This window comes from Longispora urticae (assembly GCF_053902585.1).
In genome coordinates this window covers 42,578-61,765 of the sequence record NZ_JAQZSH010000054.1, presented here as the reverse complement: position 1 = coordinate 61,765, position 19,188 = coordinate 42,578, and the positions used below count along the sequence as shown (strand labels likewise).

Annotated in this window: 19 protein-coding genes; 9 read left to right on the top strand and 10 right to left on the bottom strand. The window is 71.6% G+C overall.

Features of this window, described 5'->3' with window-relative positions:
* Positions 1–273: 273 nt before the first annotated feature.
* On the bottom strand, positions 274–1,344 hold the full coding sequence (locus PT931_RS34600; RefSeq protein WP_456249936.1) for a helix-turn-helix domain-containing protein: 1,071 nt from the start codon (positions 1,342–1,344) through the stop codon (positions 274–276).
* Positions 1,345–1,782: 438 nt separating this feature from the next.
* On the opposite strand from PT931_RS34600, the gene PT931_RS34595 reads away from it, so the two are divergent.
* Entirely contained in the window at positions 1,783–1,995 is a 213-nt protein-coding gene (locus tag PT931_RS34595) for a hypothetical protein (protein WP_456249935.1), read from the top strand.
* Positions 1,988–2,356 (top strand): hypothetical protein, encoded by a 369-nt coding sequence (locus PT931_RS34590; protein WP_456249934.1) that lies wholly within the window; start codon positions 1,988–1,990, stop codon positions 2,354–2,356. Before PT931_RS34595 ends, PT931_RS34590 begins: the two co-directional genes overlap by 8 nt.
* A 213-nt stretch (positions 2,357–2,569) precedes the next feature.
* Here PT931_RS34590 and PT931_RS34585 read toward each other — a convergent pair whose 3' ends face one another.
* Genes PT931_RS34585 through PT931_RS34575 form a run of 3 tightly spaced genes read right to left on the bottom strand, consistent with a single transcriptional unit; the run spans position 2,570 to position 4,704 of the window.
* Positions 2,570–3,322, bottom strand: coding sequence for an alpha/beta fold hydrolase (locus PT931_RS34585; RefSeq protein WP_456249933.1), 753 nt, complete (start codon positions 3,320–3,322; stop codon positions 2,570–2,572).
* Positions 3,323–3,338: 16 nt separating this feature from the next.
* On the bottom strand, positions 3,339–4,214 hold the full coding sequence (locus PT931_RS34580) for a ribonuclease Z (RefSeq protein ID WP_456249932.1): 876 nt from the start codon (positions 4,212–4,214) through the stop codon (positions 3,339–3,341).
* Positions 4,207–4,704, bottom strand: a complete 498-nt coding sequence (locus PT931_RS34575; RefSeq protein WP_456249931.1) for an N-acetyltransferase family protein — start codon at positions 4,702–4,704, stop codon at positions 4,207–4,209. The genes PT931_RS34580 and PT931_RS34575 overlap by 8 nt, the downstream gene beginning before the upstream one ends.
* Before the next feature lie 146 nt (positions 4,705–4,850).
* Between PT931_RS34575 and PT931_RS34570 the strand changes: the two genes are divergently transcribed.
* Complete coding sequence (locus PT931_RS34570; RefSeq protein WP_456249930.1) at positions 4,851–5,942, top strand: serine hydrolase domain-containing protein; 1,092 nt, start codon at positions 4,851–4,853, stop codon at positions 5,940–5,942.
* A 41-nt stretch (positions 5,943–5,983) separates the two neighbouring features.
* Here PT931_RS34570 and PT931_RS34565 read toward each other — a convergent pair whose 3' ends face one another.
* Complete coding sequence (locus PT931_RS34565) at positions 5,984–6,376, bottom strand: hypothetical protein (protein WP_456249929.1); 393 nt, start codon at positions 6,374–6,376, stop codon at positions 5,984–5,986.
* The gene (locus PT931_RS34560; protein ID WP_456249928.1) at positions 6,373–7,866 is read right to left on the bottom strand and encodes an Hsp70 family protein; all 1,494 of its coding nucleotides are present in this window, start codon (positions 7,864–7,866) and stop codon (positions 6,373–6,375) included. Before PT931_RS34560 ends, PT931_RS34565 begins: the two co-directional genes overlap by 4 nt.
* Positions 7,867–8,438: 572 nt before the next feature.
* Here PT931_RS34560 and PT931_RS34555 point away from each other — a divergent pair.
* Entirely contained in the window at positions 8,439–9,629 is a 1,191-nt protein-coding gene (locus tag PT931_RS34555; protein ID WP_456249927.1) for a serine hydrolase domain-containing protein, read from the top strand.
* A 10-nt stretch (positions 9,630–9,639) separates the two neighbouring features.
* Here PT931_RS34555 and PT931_RS34550 read toward each other — a convergent pair whose 3' ends face one another.
* The 3 genes from PT931_RS34550 to PT931_RS34540 all read right to left on the bottom strand — a co-directional run bounded on the left by PT931_RS34550 (position 9,640) and on the right by PT931_RS34540 (position 12,735).
* Positions 9,640–10,407: a response regulator gene (locus PT931_RS34550; RefSeq protein WP_456249926.1), complete on the bottom strand. Its 768-nt coding sequence runs from the start codon at positions 10,405–10,407 to the stop codon at positions 9,640–9,642.
* Positions 10,400–11,599: a sensor histidine kinase gene (locus PT931_RS34545; RefSeq protein WP_456249925.1), complete on the bottom strand. Its 1,200-nt coding sequence runs from the start codon at positions 11,597–11,599 to the stop codon at positions 10,400–10,402. The genes PT931_RS34550 and PT931_RS34545 overlap by 8 nt, the downstream gene beginning before the upstream one ends.
* 131 nt (positions 11,600–11,730) lie before the next feature.
* A complete protein-coding gene (locus PT931_RS34540; protein ID WP_456249924.1) occupies positions 11,731–12,735 on the bottom strand; it encodes a response regulator transcription factor in 1,005 nt (334 codons plus the stop codon).
* A gap of 255 nt (positions 12,736–12,990) precedes the next feature.
* On the opposite strand from PT931_RS34540, the gene PT931_RS34535 reads away from it, so the two are divergent.
* Complete coding sequence (locus PT931_RS34535; RefSeq protein ID WP_363726125.1) at positions 12,991–13,305, top strand: WhiB family transcriptional regulator; 315 nt, start codon at positions 12,991–12,993, stop codon at positions 13,303–13,305.
* 139 nt (positions 13,306–13,444) lie between these two features.
* Positions 13,445–13,855, top strand: a complete 411-nt coding sequence (locus PT931_RS34530; RefSeq protein WP_363726123.1) for a hypothetical protein — start codon at positions 13,445–13,447, stop codon at positions 13,853–13,855.
* A gap of 203 nt (positions 13,856–14,058) precedes the next feature.
* Here PT931_RS34530 and PT931_RS34525 read toward each other — a convergent pair whose 3' ends face one another.
* Positions 14,059–14,688 carry a mycothiol-dependent nitroreductase Rv2466c family protein gene (locus PT931_RS34525; RefSeq protein ID WP_456249923.1) on the bottom strand — a complete coding sequence of 210 codons (630 nt, stop codon included), beginning with the start codon at positions 14,686–14,688 and terminating at the stop codon, positions 14,059–14,061.
* Between the two features lie 68 nt (positions 14,689–14,756).
* Between PT931_RS34525 and PT931_RS34520 the strand changes: the two genes are divergently transcribed.
* From PT931_RS34520 to PT931_RS34510, 3 genes are all read left to right on the top strand, one after another.
* The gene (locus PT931_RS34520) at positions 14,757–15,410 is read left to right on the top strand and encodes a response regulator transcription factor (RefSeq protein ID WP_456249922.1); all 654 of its coding nucleotides are present in this window, start codon (positions 14,757–14,759) and stop codon (positions 15,408–15,410) included.
* The gene (locus PT931_RS34515; RefSeq protein WP_456249921.1) at positions 15,407–16,543 is read left to right on the top strand and encodes a sensor histidine kinase; all 1,137 of its coding nucleotides are present in this window, start codon (positions 15,407–15,409) and stop codon (positions 16,541–16,543) included. The genes PT931_RS34520 and PT931_RS34515 overlap by 4 nt, the downstream gene beginning before the upstream one ends.
* Before the next feature lie 189 nt (positions 16,544–16,732).
* Positions 16,733–19,126, top strand: coding sequence for a M4 family metallopeptidase (locus PT931_RS34510; RefSeq protein WP_456249920.1), 2,394 nt, complete (start codon positions 16,733–16,735; stop codon positions 19,124–19,126).
* Positions 19,127–19,188: the final 62 nt, after the last annotated feature.

The following is a 19,188-nucleotide window of genomic DNA, read 5'->3' as shown; positions in this document are numbered from 1 at the left end:
ACGAACGCTCGATACCGCCGCAGCGCGCGGGCTGTTGCACCGGGGAAGACGTAGTAGTCGCCCGAGAGGTGCTCAATTCGATGTATTGCCAGGCTGGTACGGGTGGACAGCCCGTGGATCCGACTCGGCGGTGGATCCTCCCAGATGCGGGGACCAGACTGTTGGACGAGCAGGTCGCCAGGCCGTCTACGCGGCATGGGCCCTTCGGATTGCGGTCATGGCCATCATCCTGCCAGCCCGACGCCTCACAGCCAAGGACCAACGGGACAGCCCTTACGTCGTGATCTGCTCGATTTCCGCGAGCATCAGGCGCAGAGACTGACTGTGTTTTTCTGGGGGAAGCTTGTTGAGGGCGTCGCGGGCATAGGTAGCCCCTCCGCTGGGATCACCTGACCGGGCCATCATGAGCCCTCTGTGCAATTCGATGTGCGTCGCGAAGCGGGGTAACGTGCCGGGTCGCGTTCGATCCGCGACCTCCTGGGCGTGGACGGCCTTCTGCTCCTCGCCGAGTCGGGACAGTAGGAGACTGCTGATGGTGGCCATGCGCCATTCAGGTATTGCGAAGTCGGAAATCTGCTCGGACGAACCGACGAGGTCGAACGTTCTCTTGGCGTCGTCCAGTGTTGCCAAGCTCGCACGCTTGTCGCCTCGCAGTCCTTGCACGTGGGCTAGGCCGAGCAGAGCATTGAGCCGCCCGAGCGAAGGCTGGTCACTCAGTGCGAGGGCATGCTCTGCGAGCGTCAAGGCGATCGGAAGGGAAGCGCCCTCATACGCAAGCGCGAGGGAGGCCCTGCCCCGAACCCAGACGCGTGTATTCGTGTGCTCCGAACGGTCGGCAATCTTGCCGGACAATCGGTACCAGGAAATGGCCTCTGCCGATTCCTTCGTCGTCTTGCCGTACACGGTCATCACTCGGGCGGCGATCGCCCACAGTTCCGGCGTTCCGAGACTCTGTTGAAGAATGACGAGGTCACCGGCGAGTTGATTCTGCAACTCGCCCGCACCTAGGGTCATGTAGTTGTAGCCATAGCCTTCCACCCTGTCACTCCAGTCGCCGTTCCTGTCGCGACCGTCGAGCGCGGCGGTGAAGCCATGGCGCAACAGTTCGGATGCGGCGATCGGTGCGACGACACTCGCGGCCAATCCCGTCAGGACACCACGGCGATCCACAGACTCTCCCAGCACTCTTTCGTATGCCAAAATCACGTCGGGACTGGCGCGCTTGACGCCGGTCTCAACATTCCCGAGATGACTTTTGCTGTAGTTGGTGCGACGCGCCATGGAGGACAAGCTGATTCCAGCCGCCTCTCTGGCAGCTCTCAGGCTCAGTCCTACGGCGTCCACGGGTTCCAACTGTGCACAGCCGAGCCTCCCTTTGGCTACGGGTGACTGACAACGGAAGACGATGGAAGACTACCTCCCCTGTGTGTCAGGAAGACAGGAGAAGACCGCTTGAACCTACTGTGAGTGGGTTTCATTGGACACGATTCGCATAGGGCGCTTCCCGTTGGTGGTAACCACATCGACCGGATGGTTCGGGCGGTGGTGGTTCCCAGCACACCATCGGCGGGAAGCTGCCCACTCATGTGGAAGGAGGCGGGAGATGCGCGACGACGCGGTTGTGATGTCGGTTGAAGAGGCTGAGGACGTCATGCGGAAGCACACGGAGTCCCCGGGAGGCTGGTGTCTGGGTTGCCGGAAGCCTGGAACGGAAGACGTGTTGTGGCCGTGTGCGGGCCGGCGAATCGCCTTCCAGATGTTGGTCGTCAGGGGGTTGCTGGCATGAGCGACCTGACGGTGGCCGAGCAGGTGCCGCAGTCTCCCATCACGGCGTTGATTCGCCTCCTGTCCGAGCTGGTCCTGGACGTGCACAAGGCCGCTGAAGGGGCGGACCTGTGCATCGGATGCGCGTTGGCGTCGGGTGCCGGGCAGTCGTTTCCCTGCTGGCCGGCTGACACCGCGCGACACGCCTTGCGGGTGGTGGGCGGTGGGTGACTACTACTCGTCGGCGGCAAACAGGGTCGCTCGATCTCAGGTCGCCGCGCGCAGCGCCGACAGCACGACGACCCCGAACTCATCTGAACCACACCCGCCGCGCCGTTTCGCCATGCGGCGTTGGGACGATCCGACGGGCGTCAGCGGTACGGGGATCGTGGCCTACGGGGTCGCGTGGACCGACGACAGAGTCGTCATGCGGTGGTTGGGGTCCACGACTGGCGTCACTCAGGTCGCCGTGTTCGATTCGATGGATGACCTGATGCGCATTCACGGTCACGGGGGTCGAACGGAAGTCGTATGGGTCGATCCCTACGTGCAGGACCCGGGAGAGATCCGTATCGGCGGGTATATCGACTGACCTAAGCGCCCGGAGTCGACCCACGCTCGGGAGCCGGCCACCTATTTGATCCTCCGCCCGGCGTGGGAAACCGCTTGAGTGTCCCCACTGCGGGCCGTGCCCGGACAGCCCTCCGATCGGCCGATGCGCGCCCGGCGCCGCCCCACTCGTAACCAGATGATGGGGTTGATCTGGGGGTTGGCGCTCGCCGGGCCGCGGCACCCTGGCGGCAGGCTAGCGGGCGGACTCGAGGAAGGATTCGATGACCGTGGCCAGTTGGACCGGGGTCTCGTGCATCGGGTAGTGGCCCGCGTTGGCCATCGCGCACAGCTCCGCGTTCGGGTAGTGCGCGAGGAAGGTGGCGTCCATCAGCGCGGGGGCGACCGCCGGGTCGTGCTCGCCGACGATCACCTTGACGGGTACCGGGTTGCCCGCGATCTCCGGGGCGAAGTCCGCCCGGCCCCACTCGGCCAGGTACGCGGCGAACGCGTCGCGGGAGGAGGTCGCCACCGAGTGCGCGACCATCGCGTCCAGCCAGGCGCCGCTGTTGCGGTTGCCCGTGGTGAAGTCGATGATGATCCGCCGGTTGTCGGGGGAGTCGGCCGCGCCGGAGAACAGGGCCCAGCCGGCCTCGTCGAACGGGAAGCCCGAGGCGGGGATGGGCGCGACGCCGACGAGCCGGCGGACCCGGTGCGGGGCGTCGGCGAGGACCCGTTGCGCCGCCGTGCCGCCCATCGAGTGGCCGATCAGGGAGAACGTGTCCCAGCCGAGGTCGTCGGCGAGGGCCAGCACGTCGGCGGAGATCTCCGCGAGGGTGTACTCGCCGGGCTCGTCCCTGCGCGCGCCGTAGCCCCGGTAGTCGGGGAAGGCGTACGTGAACGCCGTCCCGTCCAGGTAGCGGGGGAGCGAGCCCCACTCGTCGCCGGTGCCGAACCAGCCGTGCAGCGCGATGACCTTGTGCTCCCCGGAGCCGTGCAGCGTGACCATAGGCGGCAGTCTATCGTCACATCCGGCGGGGCACCGGGATCCGGTCCAGGTCGGCCGCCACGTACAGCTCCCCGGAGAACTCCTCCCGCGCCTCCTCCTCGAACGAACCCATCTCCGTGTACCGCTGCGAGAAGTGCGTCAGCACCAGCGCCCGCACCCCGCTCTCCGCCGCGACCCGCGCCGCCTGCCGCGCCGTCAGGTGCCCCACCTCGGCGGCCAGCCCGGCCTCGGCGTCCAGGAACGTCGACTCGATGACGAGCATGTCGACCCCCTCGGCGAGCGCGTACACCCCGTCGCACAGCCGGGTGTCCATCACGAACGCGAACCGCTGGCCGCGCCGCACCTCGCTGACCTCCGCCAGCAGGGGGCCGCCCTCGCGGATCAGCGCGGCCACGGCCGGGCCGGCGATGCCGCGCGCGGCCAGCTCGGCGGGGAGCATCCGCACGCCGTCGGGTTCGACCAGCCGGTAGCCGAAGGCCTCCACCGGGTGGTCGAGCCGGGCGGCCGACAGCCCGCCGCCGAGCGGGCCGTCCCCGGTCACCGGCTCCTCCACCAGGGTGGCGCGCTCGTGGAAGGCGGACGCGTAGCGCAGGCGGTGGAAGTACTCGGCGCCCGAGGCCGGGTAGTGCGCCGTCACCGGGTGCTTCACCTGGTCGAGGGACAGGCGCTGCACGATGCCGGGGACCCCGAGGCAGTGGTCGCCGTGCAGGTGGGTCACGCACAGCCGGGTGATGTCGGAGGCGGCCACCCCGGCGTACTGCATCTGGCGCTGGGTGCCCTCGCCCGGGTCGAAGAGCAGGCCCTGGTCGTCCCAGCGCAGGAAGTACCCGTTGTGGTTGCGGGTCCGGGTCGGCGCCTGGGAGCCGGTGCCCAGCACGATCAGCTCACGCATACGTGTACCGCAGCTGGGTGGTCTCCGTGTCGCCGAGCATCGCCGTCCGCCGGGTGCCGTCGGGTTTCCAGCCGCACTTCCCGTAGAACGCGATCGCCCGGTCGTTGCCGTCGAGGACCCACAGCTCGAACGCGTCGTGGCCGCGCGCCCGGAGCGCGTCGAGGGCGGCGGCCATCAGGAGCCGGGCGACGCCGGTGCCGTGCGCGGGCGGGACGACGTGGATCGCGCACAGCAGGCCGCGGCCGTCCCCGCCGGGGCCGACGTAACAGAAGCCGACCGGGGCGCCGTCGCGTTCGGCGAGCAGCAGCTGATGGGTACCGGCCTCGCGGGGCAGGCGCTCGGCCCAGTAGGCGCGCATCGCGTCGGGGTCCATCGCGGCGAGCGCCTCGGGGGACAGGATGCGGGCGTAGCCGGCCCGGCGCGCGGCGGAGTGCACCGCGCCGACGGCGGGCACGTCGTCGGGCCCACCGGGCCGAATGATCACCGACATCCGTCGAGCCTACGACGGCCCGGGCGGGGGACCGGGCCGGGTTCGCGCGCCGGGGCCGGCTGGTGGTGTGCCCGGGGCTCGGGCGGCTCGCGGGGGTACCCGAAAAGAAGTGGGGCGAATCAGGTCGTTCTGGCAGGGTGGCTCGCATGATCGAGAACTTGCGGGCCACGGTGCAGAGCCGGATCGACGTCCTCGTCGCCTCGGGCCGGGAGGTCGGCGTGCAGGTCGCGGCGTACCTGCACGGGGAGTTGATCGTCGACGCCTGCGCGGGGACCGCCGACCTGTCCACCGGCCGGCCCGTCACCCCCGACACCCCGTTCTTCAGCTACTCCACGGGCAAGGGGCTCGCCGCGACGGCCGTGCACGTCCTCGCCGAGCACGGCCACCTCGACTACGACCTGCGGATCGCCGACGTGTGGCCGGAGTACGCCCGGCACGGCAAGGGGGCCACCACGCTGCGGCACGCGCTCGCCCACACGGCCGGCGTCCCGGCGCTGCCCGCCGACACCACCCCGGAGGACTTCGCCGACTGGGAGCGGATGTGCGCGGTGCTGGCCGACAGCGTGCCCGAATGGCCGCCCGGCGAGGGGTACGGCTACCACGCCTGGACGTTCGGCTGGCTCGTCGGCGAGGTGGTGCGCCGCGCGACGGGGCGGACGCTCGCCGAGGTGCTCGCCGAGGACGTGGCCGCGCCGCTGGGGGTGGCGGGGGAGCTGTTCTTCGGCGTACCCGACCAGGATCTCGACCGGCTCGCCATCCTGGAGGAACGCGACTGGGCGGCGACCCTGGACCACCTGAGCGCGCACGTCCCGCGCTTCGACCGGCTCGTGCCACCCGGAGTGCGGATGGACGCGGCCCTCGGCAACCGGCGCGATCTGCTGCGCGCCGACCTGCCCGCGACCGGCACGGTGACCGCCCGCGCGGTCGCCCGGATGTACGCCGCCCTGCTCGGCGAGGTCGACGGCGTCCGCCTGATCTCCCCGGACCGGCTGCGCGCGGCGCTGACGGTGACCCACCACGGGCCGGACTGGGCGTTCGGCCAGGAGTCCCCGATGGGCCTCGGCTACGCCCTGCTGGAGGACGGCACCGTGTTCGGCACGAGCGGCCTCGGCGGCAGCCTGGCCTACGCGGTTCCCGGCTCGGGGCTGACCGTGGCGGCGACGAAGAACATGCTGGCCTACGGCGACGGCGACCCCATGGAGGAGCTGCGGGTGCTCATCCAGGAGGCCGTCGGGTGAGGAGCCGCGCGGTCCGGCCGGGCCGCCGGACCGCGCGAAGATCACAACCCTTCGTCGGGTACGAGGAACCCGTCGCTCCCGTCCAGTACCACCTGCACCGGCAGGAACCCCCACCCCCAGCCGACCGCCCGCTCCGACAGCGCCCCGCCCCGGACCTGCGGCTCGAACAGCCCCCCGCCGCCGGCCGGCTCGAACAGCGACCTGCCCGGCTCCGGCGCCCCGCCCGGGGCCGCGGGCTCGAACGGGGTCTCACCCCGGGGCTCGAAGTCGCCCGGGCCGTGCCCGGCCAGCGCCTCGACCAGCTCGCCGCGCACGGTGTCCACGAACCCGGGATCGGGCCCGTCGTACCGGTCGAGTCGTTCCACGATCCGGGCCAGCGAGCCGAGCATCCGCAGCTCCTCCAGCCGGGCCAGCACCTCGGCGGGCGCGGTCACCGCACCCCCAGGTGGGCGAGCGCGGCCTCGCTGGCGGCCAGCCGGTCGCCGTCCAGGTTGGCCGGCCGGTCGAGGGCGACGGCACCCAGCGGCCGGTCGTGGGTGGCGTCGATGGTCTCGACGTGCGCCACGCCGTCCACGTCGTAGGACATCACCACCCGGATCGGGGCCTCGTCGGGCAGCCCGGGCGGCAGGGCGAGCACGCTGCGGTGCAGGACGGCGACGTGCTCCGGGTCGGAGTCCTCGCCCTCGGTCACGGAGGCGTGCAGTCTGCTCTGCCGGGGCTGCACCGTCACGAAGGTCTCCTCGTACCGGCACGGGACCGGGCTGTTCCGGGGGATGATGACGAAGTTGGTGAGCTGGCCGGTGTCCGCGTCCAGGGCGATCGTGCCCAGCGCCTGCGAGGTGACGTCGGTGACCGTCACGGTCGGCCGGGGCGCCGTCAACGAACCGGCGATCACGGCCGCCCCCAACGCCACCGCCTCGTCGGGGTGCACGCCGGGCTCCGGTACCCGGTGGGTCAGCCGGCCGATCAGCTCGCGGACCATGGGCATCCGGGTGCAGCCGCCGACCAGGAGCACCCGGTCGACGTCGCGCCAGGACAGCTGGGCCTCGTCCATGACGGACTCCAGGAGCAGTTCCGTCCGGTACAGCAGGCCGGCCGACAGGTCCTCGAACTCGCTCCGGGACACCTGGAACGAGTACGTCCGCTCCCGCACGGTCAGCCGGACCGAGGCGGTGTCCGCAGTGGACAGCCGGATCTTCGCGGTCTCGCAGCGCTCGCGGAGTTCGGCGGACAGCACCGGGTCGCGGGTGACGTCGGGGCCGCCCTGCTCGATGATCCGGGTCGCCAGGTACCCGATCAGCAGGTTGTCGAAGTCGCACCCGCCGAGGTGCCGGTCCCCGTCGGTGGCGATCACCTCGTAGTCGCCGTCGACCACGCGCAGCACGGTGGCGTCGAACGTGCCGCCGCCCAGGTCGTAGACGAAGAACACGCCGTCCTGGCCGGAGTGCGTCCCGTAGCCGACGGCCGCGGCGGTGGGCTCGTTGACCAGGCGGTGCACGGTGAGTCCGGCGAGCCGGCCGGCGTCGCGGGTGGCCGTGCGCCGGGCGTCGTCGAAGTACGCGGGGACCGTGATCACCACGTCGCGCACCGGCCGGCCGAGCGCGGCGGCGGCGTCCTCGGCGAGCCGGCGGAGCAGGAGCGCGGAGACCTCCTCGGCCCGGTACCCCCGGCCGACCGCGTCGACGTGCACCGCCGCCGCCTCGCCCATCCGGCGCTTGACGAACTGCACGCAGTCGCCGGGCCGGCTCGCGGCGGACCGGCGGGCCAGGGTGCCGACCAGCACCCCGGTGGGACTCTCGAACAGCACGACCGACGGGGTCAGCCGCTCGCCGTCCCGGTTGACCAGGAGCTCGGGCCGGCCGTCGGCGTCGAGCGCGGCGACCGCGGAGTACGTGGTGCCGAGATCGATCCCGATCACCTCCACCGGGCGCCTCCCCGCAGCCGGGCGAGTTCCCCGGTGGACGTGACGACTTCCTCGGTGAATAACGGCGGAGATACCGGAAAAGACAATGTTTTGTTATCGGTGAGTAAACATCGGAGGCCGTGAGGAAAATTCATTTCAGCTTGTGCCAACCAATTTCCCCGTTTCTCCGAGTGGCGCTTCGCAGTCCGACGTTTTGCCTGGTCAGGGGCGCTCGCAATGCGTGAGGTGCCAATGATCTCGTCATGGTCGATCATGATTGGAGAGTCCAATGCTTTCGGCGCACGGATAACTGTGCCGGATCATATCCACGGACGTCGGGATCGAGGAGTCGGCCGAGTGGATGAGGTCAACCAATTCCCCATGACGAAAACGGAACGACTGGGCGGGTGCGGAGAAAGCCCGACCGTGATAGGTGTCAGCCCACTGTGGACGCGCACACCCCTGGCACGTGGCCCCGCCGAGCTCCGCCCGTCCCGGGCCGGACCTGGCCCCCCGGAGGGCCCGACCGGGAAGGGCCGCTCCACCGGCCGGGACTCGGGTAGTTTCTGAGGGATCGCGGAGGAGGCGTTCAGGTGGCTACTGGTGGCTTGTCGACGAAACGGCTGGCCCGGGTGCGGGCACTGCTCGACCGGCACGTCGACTCCGGCTTCGCCCCGGGCATGCTGGCCGTCCTCGCCCGGCACGGCGACGTGCACGTCGAGGCGGCGGGCACCCTCGCGTTCGAGGGCCCGGGCTCGCGGACGCCGGTCGCCCCCGACACCGTCTTCCGCGTGAAATCGATGTCGAAGCCGATCGTCGCCGCGTGCGCGATGACGCTCGTCGAGGACTGCACCCTCCGCCTGGACGACCCGGTCGACGACCTCCTCCCGGAACTGGCCGGCATGACCGTGCTCGCCGACCCGCACGGTCCGCTGGAGAACACCGTGCCGGCGAACCGCCCGATCACGCTGCGGGACCTGCTCGCCAGCACCCTCGGCACCGGCATGGTCCCCGCCGAGCCGGGAACGGTCCCCATCGCCGACGCGCTGGGCGCCCTCGGCGGGGCGCCGCCGGACGAGTGGCTGCGCCGGCTCGGCGCGCTGCCGCTCGTCCACCAGCCGGGTGAGCGGTGGATGTACGACACCGCCTTCGACGTGACGGGCGTCCTCATCGCCCGGGCCACCGGCGGGTCCCTCGGGGACGCCCTGCGGGAGCGGGTCTGCGGACCGCTGGGGATGAAGGACACCGGCTTCACGGTGGGCGGCGACGGCCCGGGGCGGTTGGCGACGGCGTACGAACGCGACAACGCCGCCACCGGTGAGCCGGTCGTCGAGGACGGCCCCGACGGGCGGTGGACCCGGCCGCACGTGTTCGAGAGCGGTGCCGGGGGGCTCGTCTCGACCGGCGACGACTTCCTCGCCTTCGCGTCGGCGCTGCTGGCCGGCGGCACCCACCACGGCGGGCGGGTCCTCTCTCGGCCGTCGGTGACCCTGATGACCGGCGACCACCTGACCCCCGCCCAGAAGGAGGTCTCCGGGTTCTGGCCGGGGTACTTCGACACCACGGGCTGGGGTTTCGGGCTGTCGGTCCGCACCCGGCGGACGCACCTGGGCCCGTCGGTCGGCAGCTACGGCTGGACCGGCTACTACGGCACGTCCTGGTACAACGATCCCGCCGAGGACCTGACGGTGATCGTCATGATGCAGAGGGCGCACGCGGGCGACCCGCGGCTGCCGATGTGGAACGACCTCTGGACCGCCGTCTACCAGGCGATCGACGACTGACCCGGGACACTCAGCCGGAGCCCTGGGGGGTGATCAGGCCGCTCTCGTAGGCGACCACCACCGCCTGCGCCCGGTCCCGCAGCCCCAGCTTCCCCAGGATCCGCCCCACGTGCGTCTTGATGGTCTGCTCCGCGATCACCAGCTCGGCGGCGATCTCCCCATTGGACAGTCCCCGGGCGATCAGCACGAGCACCTCGGTCTCCCGGGTGGTCAGCGCGCCCAGCGCGGCGGGCGGCGGACCGCTCGGCCGGCGGGCGAACTCCGCGATCAGCCGGCCGGTCACCCTCGGGGCGAGCAGCCCGTCCCCGGCGGCGACGACCCTGACCGCCTGGATCAGCTCGGCGGCCGGCGCGTCCTTGAGGAGGAAGCCGCTGGCGCCGGCGCGCAGGGCCTCGTACACGTAGTCGTCCAGGTCGAACGTCGTCAGGATCAGCACCCGGACCCGGTGCGGCTCCGGGTGCTCGATGCCCCGGCGCTGGTCGGAGGCGGGTGACCTGCCGCTGCCGGGGTTGAGGGCGCCGACGGTGGTGCCCGCGCCCGCCGTGGTCCGCGCGCCGTCGGTCTGGTCCAGGATGATCCGGGTCGCCTCGATGCCGTCCATCACGGGCATCCGGACGTCCATGAGGACCACGTCGGGCAGGGTCCGCTTCGCCACGGCGACCGCCGCCGCGCCGTTCTCGGCGTCCCCGACGACCTCGATGTCGGGCTGCGCGGCGAGGAGCGCCCCGAAACCCTGCCGCACCATGGCCTGGTCGTCGACGATCATGACCCTAATCATCGGTATACGGTAGCCGGGCGCTGACCCGCCAACCGCCGTCGGTGGTGGGGCCGGCGGCCAGGTCGCCGCCGAGCATGCCGACCCGTTCGCGCATCCCGACGAGGCCGTGGCCCGGGCCGGTGTGCGCCGTGGGCCCGTGCGGGGACGCCGCGTTGCGCACGAGGAGCCCGAGCCCGGCCGGTTCCCGGCGCACCTCGACCGTGACCGCCGCCCCCGGTGCGTGCCGGCTGGCGTTGGACAGGGCCTCCTGCACGATCCGGTACCCCGTGAGGCTGACGCCGGCCGGCAGCACCGCCTCCCCGGTGACGGTCGCCTCGACCCGCACCCCGGCGGCCCGCGCGGTCTCCAGCAGGCCGCCCAGCGCGTCGAGGCCGGGCTGCGGGGCGCGCTCGGCGGCGGCGTCCTCGCTGCGCAGCACCCCGAGGAGCCGGCGCATCTCCGTCAGCGCCTCGCGGGCGGCGTCGCCGAGTTCGGCGAGCTCGGTGGTCGCCGACTCGGGCAGGTCCGGGATCCGGTACGGCGCGGTCTGGGCGCGCACCGTGATCATCGACAGGTGGTGTGCGACGACGTCGTGCAGTTCGCGGGCGATCCTGGTCCGCTCCTCCAGGACGGCGCGCCGGGCGTGCTCGACCTCGGTGCGTTTCTCCTCGACCTCGAGCCGGCTCTGGGCCTGGCGGCGGCGGCCGATCTGGTAGCCGAGCAGCAGGAGCACGGCGACGGGCACCATGCACGCGGCGACGTTGTCCCGGTTCACGAACAGGGTGATCGGGACGATCGTTATCAGACCCACCCAGGTCACCACGCCGGCCGGGTTGCGCAGGGCCACCACGAACAGCACGACCAGGCCGATCAGGATCTGGGCGGGGTTCCACGGCCAGGGCTGGTTGTCCAGATACGCCCGGGCCAGGCCGCCGAGGAGCATGCCGGCCACCGTGACCCGCCACGCCCACAGCGGCCAGCGGACCACCAGCGCGAGCGGCAGGCAGCTGAGCACGGCGAGCACCGGGTCGCGGAGCGAGTCGGGGTTCTTCTGGGAGTTCAGGAGCGACCAGGTGGACCAGGCCAGCAGCGCCGCCGCCACGACGAACAGCACCCGCACGTTCCGCCACCTCGGCGTCGGCGGGCCGGTGTCGCGCCCGGTCCACAGCGCGGAGAGCAGCGCGCCGCCGACCCCCCGGAAGAACTCCCTCATGTCTCCGCAGCCTACGGGCCCCGCACGCCCCCGACATCGGACCACGGAGCTACCACCCAGGTACCACCCGCGGCCGGCGGGCCGGGCCACGACAGCCCCCGCCGCCTACGCCAGCCCCCGCACCCGGCAGGTCACGCCACGGCGCGCAGCCGCGGAATGGTCTCGTCCGGCAGCCGGATCAGCCCCTCCCGGATCGCGAGCACCGCCGCCTCGGTCCGCGACCCGCACCCCAACTTGGCGAGGACGTGCTCCACGTGCTTGGCGGCCGTCTTCGGCGCGACCGTGAGCGCCCCGGCGATCTGCGGATTGCTGTACCCGGCGACCATCAGGTTCAGCACGTCCAGCTCCCGGGCGGTCAGCTCGTACGGCAGCCGCGCCGGCGTCTCGACCACGACCGCGCCGCCCGCGACCGGGTACATCCGCACCTGGTGCCAGCCGCCCTCGGGATCCGGCCACCAGAACCGGGGCGGCACGTGCCCGCCGGCCAGGTGCCGCGCGACATCGGCCACCAGCCCGTCGCCCCGGGCCAGCTGCGGTCCGAGGTCGCAGCCCGGCACGGCCACGGCCCGGCCCTCCCGGCTCACCACGGCCGCGCGGTCCCCGGGGCCCAGCAGGGTCAGCGGGTCGGTGGCGGCGCGCATCCCGTCGGCGACCCCGGACAGCATCGTCTGGAGCACGACCAGCGCGGGGACCACGTCGTCGGCGGGGTGCGCGGTGCTGTCCGTGGACAGGTGCAGGCTGCCGGTGTAGCGGCCGGCCCGGGTGTACAGGCACACGGTCACGCCCTCGACGAAACCGTTGGGCAGGAACGTCTCCAGGGCCGAGCGGGTCTCCCGGTACGGCACCTCGCCGGGCACGTCCTGCCAGCGCAGCGGGGTGGTGGTGCTGCCGCGCATCGTCCGGTAGCCGATGTCGTCGTCCACGAACGTGGTGTCCAGGTAGCGCAGCACGTCGTCGGGGTAGCCGTCGTTGGCGAGGGTGCGGTGCTCACCGGTCAGCGGGTCGTACCGGCTGAGGGACGCCGCCGCGAACGGGACGATCCGGTGGATGACGCGCAGCGCCTCGGAGGCGGCCTGCGCCGGGTCGGCCGTACCACCCGCCACGCAGCCGACCTCGACCAGCACGTCCTGCCACACGGGCGCCTCCCCCCTGTGCTGTGCGGCAAGAGTGCCCAGGTCACGGCACTGGTGTCAAGGAGATCGATCGAGCGAAGTTCTTACAAGAAATGGGGAGGTTGACGTATTCACAACCAGCGTTGACATCGTTAGCGTCGATCTCCTACGGCGCTCCCGAGGGGGGTCTGAGGGCGGCGCCGGCGGGGAAGGGGCCACGGGTAGCGCCAGGGGGTGGCGCGCCCGGCCCCGGCCCCGACGCCAGTAAGGGGGCCAGGCATGACGATCGACATGGAATGGACGCTGCGGGCGAGCTGCCGGGGAAGCAACCCGGAGGCCCTGTACGTCGACGGGGCCGCCCAGCACGAGGCCAAACGGATCTGTGAGCACTGCCCGGTCCGGTACCGCTGCCTCGCCGAGGCGCTCGACGCGGGCGACGAGCACGGCGTGTGGGGCGGGATGACCGACCGGGAGCGCCGCGCCCTGCGCAAGCAGCACCCGAGGGTCACCAGCTGGCGCGACCTGTTCGCCGAGGCGCTCGGCCCGAGGGCGCAGGTCTGGGCGCTGGGCGAGAAGCGCACGATCCCGGTCTGACGACGCCCTCCCCGCTCGGGCGCCCCGACGTCGCACCTGCTCGGAGCGACGGGGGCCGCCCGGCGCCCGAACCCGCCCCGTCTGGCGGAACTGACGGGCGTTGCCCCGACTGGACGTGAGGGGCTAGTTTCGTGGGGTGATGTCGAGCGAGGTGGACGAACGCTACGAACACCTCCGGGCACTGCTCACCGGCGACGAGAGAGCCACCGGCCTGCGGTACCGCCACGAGACCCGCTTCCCCCGCCTCCTGAGCTACTGGGCCTACGAGGGCCGCGGCAGCAACGTGTCCTGGTGGTGCGTGTGGTGGGTGCTGCCGAGGCCGGGCCTGCTGCTCCGCCGGGCGGCCCTGGTCGGCTGGACGACGTCCGACCTGGGCGTCGACGAGGACAGTGGCCGGCACCGGGTGGTCTACGACGACTGCGACGACTGGCTCTACACCGGACCGGCGGCGCGCCGGATCTACAAGCACGCCCTAGGCGAGGCCCAGCTCCTCTACGTGGACACCTGGCCCAAACCACTCTGGCCGGACGTCGACGGCAACATCAGCTGACGGGTACGCCCCAGCCGCCCCGGGTCAGGCGCCGCCAGGCACGCGCCCCGAGCCGACCAGCCCGCCGGGCGCACCCGCCCGACGGGACACCCGGGAGCCCGCCGCCGTCCTCGTACCGGACAGCGGCGGCCTCCCGGAAGTGCCGACCGGCACCGGGCCGGGTGTCGCCGTAACCATCGAAGCTCGTCGCTCTTGATCTGCTCTCAGTGCAGGCGCGGGGCCTCGTCACCCCGGGAGCGCTTCAGTTCGAAGAATCCGGGGGTACCGGCGACGAGCAGCACCCCGTCCCACAGCTTCCCGGCGGCCTCGTCCCGGGGCACCGGGGTCACGACCGGCCCGAAGAAGGCGATGGTCTCCCCGTCGGCCCCGGGCACGTGGATGACGGGGGTGCCGACGTCCTGGCCGACGAGGTCCATGCCCGCGTGGTGGCTGGCGCGCAGCTCGGCGTCCAGGGCGTCGGAGTGCGCGGCCTCCGCCAGGTCGGCGGGCAGGCCCACCTCGGCGAGCGCGCCCAGGATGATCTCCTCGGGGGTGCCCCGGTCGGGGGTGTGGATCCGGTTGCCGAGGGCGGTGTAGAGCGGCAGCAGGATCTTGTTGCCGAACCGCTGCTCGGCCGCGATGCACACCCGCACCGGGCCCCAGGCGGTGACCAGGAAGTCGAGGTAGCTCTGCGGCAGGTCGCGGCCGTCGTTCAGCACGGACAGGCTCATGACGTGGAACCGGAAGTCGACGGGACGGACCTTCTCGACCTCCAGCAGCCAGCGGGAGGTGACCCAGGCCCAGGGGCAGGAGGGGTCGAACCACATGTCAGCGGTGAGACGTTCGGTAGTCATTACCGAACTCTAGCCACGACCTGGGCCTGTAACGTTGGTGTTATGCGCCACCAGGCAGGGTAGGGACCATGCGCGTACTGATTGCCGAGGACGAACCGACGCTCGCCGAGCACATCGCCGACGGGCTGCGCGACGCCGGCATGGCCGTCGACGTCGCCCCGGACGGCGCGGACGCGCTCGCCAAGGTCGGCGTGAACGCCTACGACGTCCTGGTCCTCGACCGCGACCTGCCCGTCCTGCACGGCGACGACGTGTGCCGGGCGCTCGCGGGCCGGGCCGACGCGCCCCTGATCATCATGCTCACGGCGTTCGTGGAGCTGGCCGACCGGCTCGACGGGCTGGCGATGGGCGCCGACGACTACCTGGGCAAGCCGTTCGCGTTCGACGAGCTGGTGCTGCGGGTCCGGGCCCTGGGCCGGCGGGGCCGCAGCCAGTCCGCGCTGCTCCGGCGGGACTCCATCGAGATGGACACCCTGCGCCGGACGGTCTGGCGGGACGGCCAGCAGATCCGGCTCACCGCCAAGGAGTTCGCCGTCCTGGAGGCGCTGATGGTCTCCGACGGCGCCGTGGTCAGCACCGAGACCCTGCTCGAACGGGTCTGGGACGAGAACACCGACCCGTTCACCAACACGGTGCGGGTCACGATGAACCGGCTGCGCCGCAAGCTCGGCGACCCGGCGGTCATCGAGACCCTGGTCGGCTCCGGGTACCGGCTGCCGTGAGCAGACGGCTCACGATCCGGGCCCGGCTGACCCTCCTCTACGGCACGGTGTTCCTGCTCGGCGGGCTGCTGCTCATCGCGATCATGGTGTTCTCGGTCCGGTCCGACATCCTGAACCAGCCGACCACGGCGGAACTGCACGACCGGGCCAGCTCCCAGGCCGGCCAGCCGCCGACCACGGACTCCGAGGCCGTGGCCGCCGAGGAGCGGATCCGCCAGAAGCTGCGCGAGGACGCCCTCAAGCGGCTCGCCGCGAACTCGGTGGCCGTCCTCGGCGTGCTCGTCCTGCTGTCCGGCGGGGCCGGCTGGCTGATCGCGGGCCGGACCCTGGGCCGGTTGCGCCAGCTCACCGACGCGGCCCGGCGCGCGGGGGAGAACACGCTGCACGAGCGCCTCGACCTGCCCGGGCCGCACGACGAGATCAAGGAGCTCGGGGACACGTTCGACGCGATGCTCGCCCGGTTGGACGCCTCCTTCGAGGGGCAGCGCCGGTTCGTCGCCAACGCGTCGCACGAGCTGCGTACCCCGCTGGCCGTGACCCGGACCGCCGTGGAGGTCACCCTGGCCAAGCCGGCGGCCTCCGAGAGCCAGCTGCGGGCGATGGGGGAGGACGTGCGCTCGGCCACCCTGCGCGCCGAGCGGCTGATCGACAGCCTGCTGACCCTGGCCCGCAGCGAGCAGGAGGTCCGGGGCGGCGAGGTGGACGACCTGGCGGACCTGGCGGCGGAGGCGGTGGACGCGGTCCGGCGCGAGGCGGGCCTGCACGGCGTGACGGTCACCGCGGACCTGGAGTCCGTACCGGTCCGCGGCGACGTGGCGCTGCTGTCCCGGGCGGTGGAGAACCTGGTGGAGAACGCGGTCCGGCACAACGTCCGGGGCGGTTCGGTGCGGGTCACGACCGGCGCGGGTGTCCTGCGGGTGGTCAACGACGGCGAGGTGATCGGGCCGGAGCTGCTCGGTCAGCTGTTCGAGCCGTTCCACCGGGGCAGCCGCAGCCGGTTGGGGGGTGGCGGGGTCGGCCTCGGCCTGTCGATCGTGCGGTCGGTGGCCCGGGCGCACGGCGGGACCGTGGAGGCGGAGGCGCAGGTCGGGGGCGGCCTGGTGGTCACGCTGGCGCTCCCCGTCGCGGATTGATCACCTGATCGTTACCCGCTGGTACATAAATCGATAAGGATAGTTAACATAACACGTGATTTAAGTAACTTTTATTTTAACCTTGGGTTCCCCTTGAACCGTTGATCTTAATACTCCGAGCTACCGCTACAGCGGTTTACCCACCCCTCCGGAGGATTGACAATGGTCCCCTTCGATCCAAAGCGCGCTGTGAAGGCTGGTGCCGGGCTCGCGCTCGTCGCCGGTCTGCTCGGTCTCCCGGCCGCAGCGACCGCCGCCCCGAACGCCCCCACCCCGCTCGCGTCGGCCTCTGTCGCCGTCGCGGACGCCAAGGCCAGCCTCCGCACGCACGGCGCGGCCCTCCGGGCGAGCGGCTCCGACGCGTTCACCGCCAAGGGCAGCACGGTCGACCCCAACGGCACCCGGCACGTGCGCTTCGACCGCAGCTACAAGGGCCTGGCGGTCCTCGGCGGCGACGTGATCGTGCACAGCGCGGCGAACGGCCAGTTCAAGGAGGCCAGCGTCGGCCTCGAGGCCCCGCTGAACCTGTCGACCAGCCCGGCGGTCACGGCGCAGCGCGCCGCGGCCCTCGCGGTCGGCGGCTACGCGGGCAAGCCGGCCAGCTCGACCCCGCAGCTCGTCGTGGACGCCACCGCCGGCTCCCCGGCGCTGGCCTACCGGGTCGTCGTCGACGGCAAGGCCGCCGACGGCGGCGCCAGCCGGATGAACGTCCTGATCGACGCGCAGTCCGGCCTGATCCGCAACGCGTGGGACGACGTGCAGACGTTCGCCACCCGCAACCGCCCGGCCAAGGCCGGCGCGGCCACGGCGATCGCGGCCGGCCCGGCGACGGGCAACGGCAAGGGCTACCAGGTCGGCAACGTCTCCCTCGGCGTGAACCAGAAGGCCGACGGCAACTACGAGCTGCTCGACCCGAGCCGGGGCAACGGCGAGACCCGCGACGCCAACAACAAGGGCGACGCGCAGGGCAACACCGACCCGACGGTCGCCAACTCGCTGTCCTTCACCAGCGCGAACGGCACGTTCGGCGACAACACGCTGAACAACCGGGCGACGGTGGCCGTGGACGCGCACTACGGCGTCCAGTGGACCTGGGACTACTTCAAGAACGTCCACGGCCGCAACGGCATCAAGGGCGACGGCGTCGGCGCGCGTTCCTACGTGCACTACTACGTCAACTACGACAACGCCGGCTGGTCGGACTCGTGCTTCTGCATGATCTACGGTGACGGGGCCGCCGGCTCCAAGCCGTTCACCGAGCTGGACGTCGCCGGCCACGAGATGGGGCACGGCGTCACCGCCTCCGTCGCGGGCCTGATCTACTCGGGTGAGTCCGGCGGCCTGAACGAGGCCACCTCGGACATCTTCGGCACGCTGGTCGAGTTCTACGCCAACGCCGCCGCGGACACCCCCGACTACCTGATCGGCGAGAAGATCGACATCCGGGGCAACGGCACGCCGCTGCGCTGGATGGACGAGCCGAACAAGGACGGGTCCTCGCACAGCTGCTGGTCGACCAGCACCAAGAACGTCGACGTGCACTACTCGTCCGGCGTCGGCAACAAGTTCTTCTACCAGCTGGCCGTCGGCTCCGGTTCGACCTCGTGGGGCAACAGCCCGACCTGCGCGAGCGCCCCGGCCGTCACCGGCATCGGCAACGACAAGGCCGGCAAGATCTGGTACAAGGCCCTCGACGCGTACATGACGACGTCGGAGACCTACGCCAAGGCCCGGATCTCCACGATCAAGGCCGCGAACGACCTGTACGGCGCCACCGAGTGCAACGCCGTCAAGGCCGCGTGGAAGGCCGTCAACGTCGCGGTCCAGACCGGCGAGCCGGCCTGCGCCTCCACCCCGTCGGGCAGCCCGACCGTCACCAACCCGGGCAACCTGACCGGCAAGGTCGGCGTCGCGTTCTCCCAGCAGGTCAGCGCCACCGACCCGCAGGGTGACGCGGTCACCTTCTCCGCCACCGGCCTGCCGGCCGGCCTCGCGATCAGCACCTCCGGTCTGATCTCGGGCACCCCGACCACGGCGGGTACCGCCAACGTGGTCGTCACGGCGAAGGACCCGGCGAACAACGCGGGTACCGCCTCGTTCACCATCACCGTCAGCCCGGCCTCGGGTGGCTGCACCGCCGCCCAGGTCGTCGCGAACGGTGGCTTCGAGTCCGGTGCCGCCTCGTGGACCGCGTCGTCCGGCGTGATCGACAACGGCACCTCGCAGCCGGCGCGCAGCGGCTCGTACAAGGCGTGGCTGAACGGCTACGGCAAGGCGCACACCGACACCCTGACCCAGTCGGTGACCGTCCCGTCGGGCTGCTCGACGTACACGCTGAGCTTCTACGTGCACATCGACACGGCCGAGTCGGGCTCCACCGCCTACGACAAGCTGACCGTGAAGGCCGGCAGCACCACCCTGGCGACCTACAGCAACGCGAACGCCGCCAGCGGGTACGTCCTGAAGAGCTTCAACCTGTCGGCCTTCGCCGGTCAGACCGTGACGCTCTCCTTCACCGGTGTTGAGGACTCGAGCCTCAAGACCAACTTCGTGATCGACGACGTGAACCTCAACGTCTCCTGATCACACTGGTCGGCACCGGCGCGCTCAGCTCGCGCGCCGGTGCCGACCGCCTTCGCACCCCC

Coding starts and splice junctions, on each gene's coding strand:
- PT931_RS34550 (WP_456249926.1), bottom strand. CDS start 10,407: ATGATTAGGGTCATGATCGTCGACGACCAGGCCATGGTGCGGCAGGGT.
- PT931_RS34525 (WP_456249923.1), bottom strand. CDS start 14,688: ATGACTACCGAACGTCTCACCGCTGACATGTGGTTCGACCCCTCCTGC.
- PT931_RS34530 (WP_363726123.1), top strand. CDS start 13,445: ATGTCGAGCGAGGTGGACGAACGCTACGAACACCTCCGGGCACTGCTC.
- PT931_RS34535 (WP_363726125.1), top strand. CDS start 12,991: ATGACGATCGACATGGAATGGACGCTGCGGGCGAGCTGCCGGGGAAGC.
- PT931_RS34585 (WP_456249933.1), bottom strand. CDS start 3,322: ATGGTCACGCTGCACGGCTCCGGGGAGCACAAGGTCATCGCGCTGCAC.
- PT931_RS34520 (WP_456249922.1), top strand. CDS start 14,757: ATGCGCGTACTGATTGCCGAGGACGAACCGACGCTCGCCGAGCACATC.
- PT931_RS34545 (WP_456249925.1), bottom strand. CDS start 11,599: ATGAGGGAGTTCTTCCGGGGGGTCGGCGGCGCGCTGCTCTCCGCGCTG.
- PT931_RS34580 (WP_456249932.1), bottom strand. CDS start 4,214: ATGCGTGAGCTGATCGTGCTGGGCACCGGCTCCCAGGCGCCGACCCGG.
- PT931_RS34595 (WP_456249935.1), top strand. CDS start 1,783: ATGAGCGACCTGACGGTGGCCGAGCAGGTGCCGCAGTCTCCCATCACG.
- PT931_RS34575 (WP_456249931.1), bottom strand. CDS start 4,704: ATGTCGGTGATCATTCGGCCCGGTGGGCCCGACGACGTGCCCGCCGTC.
- PT931_RS34570 (WP_456249930.1), top strand. CDS start 4,851: ATGATCGAGAACTTGCGGGCCACGGTGCAGAGCCGGATCGACGTCCTC.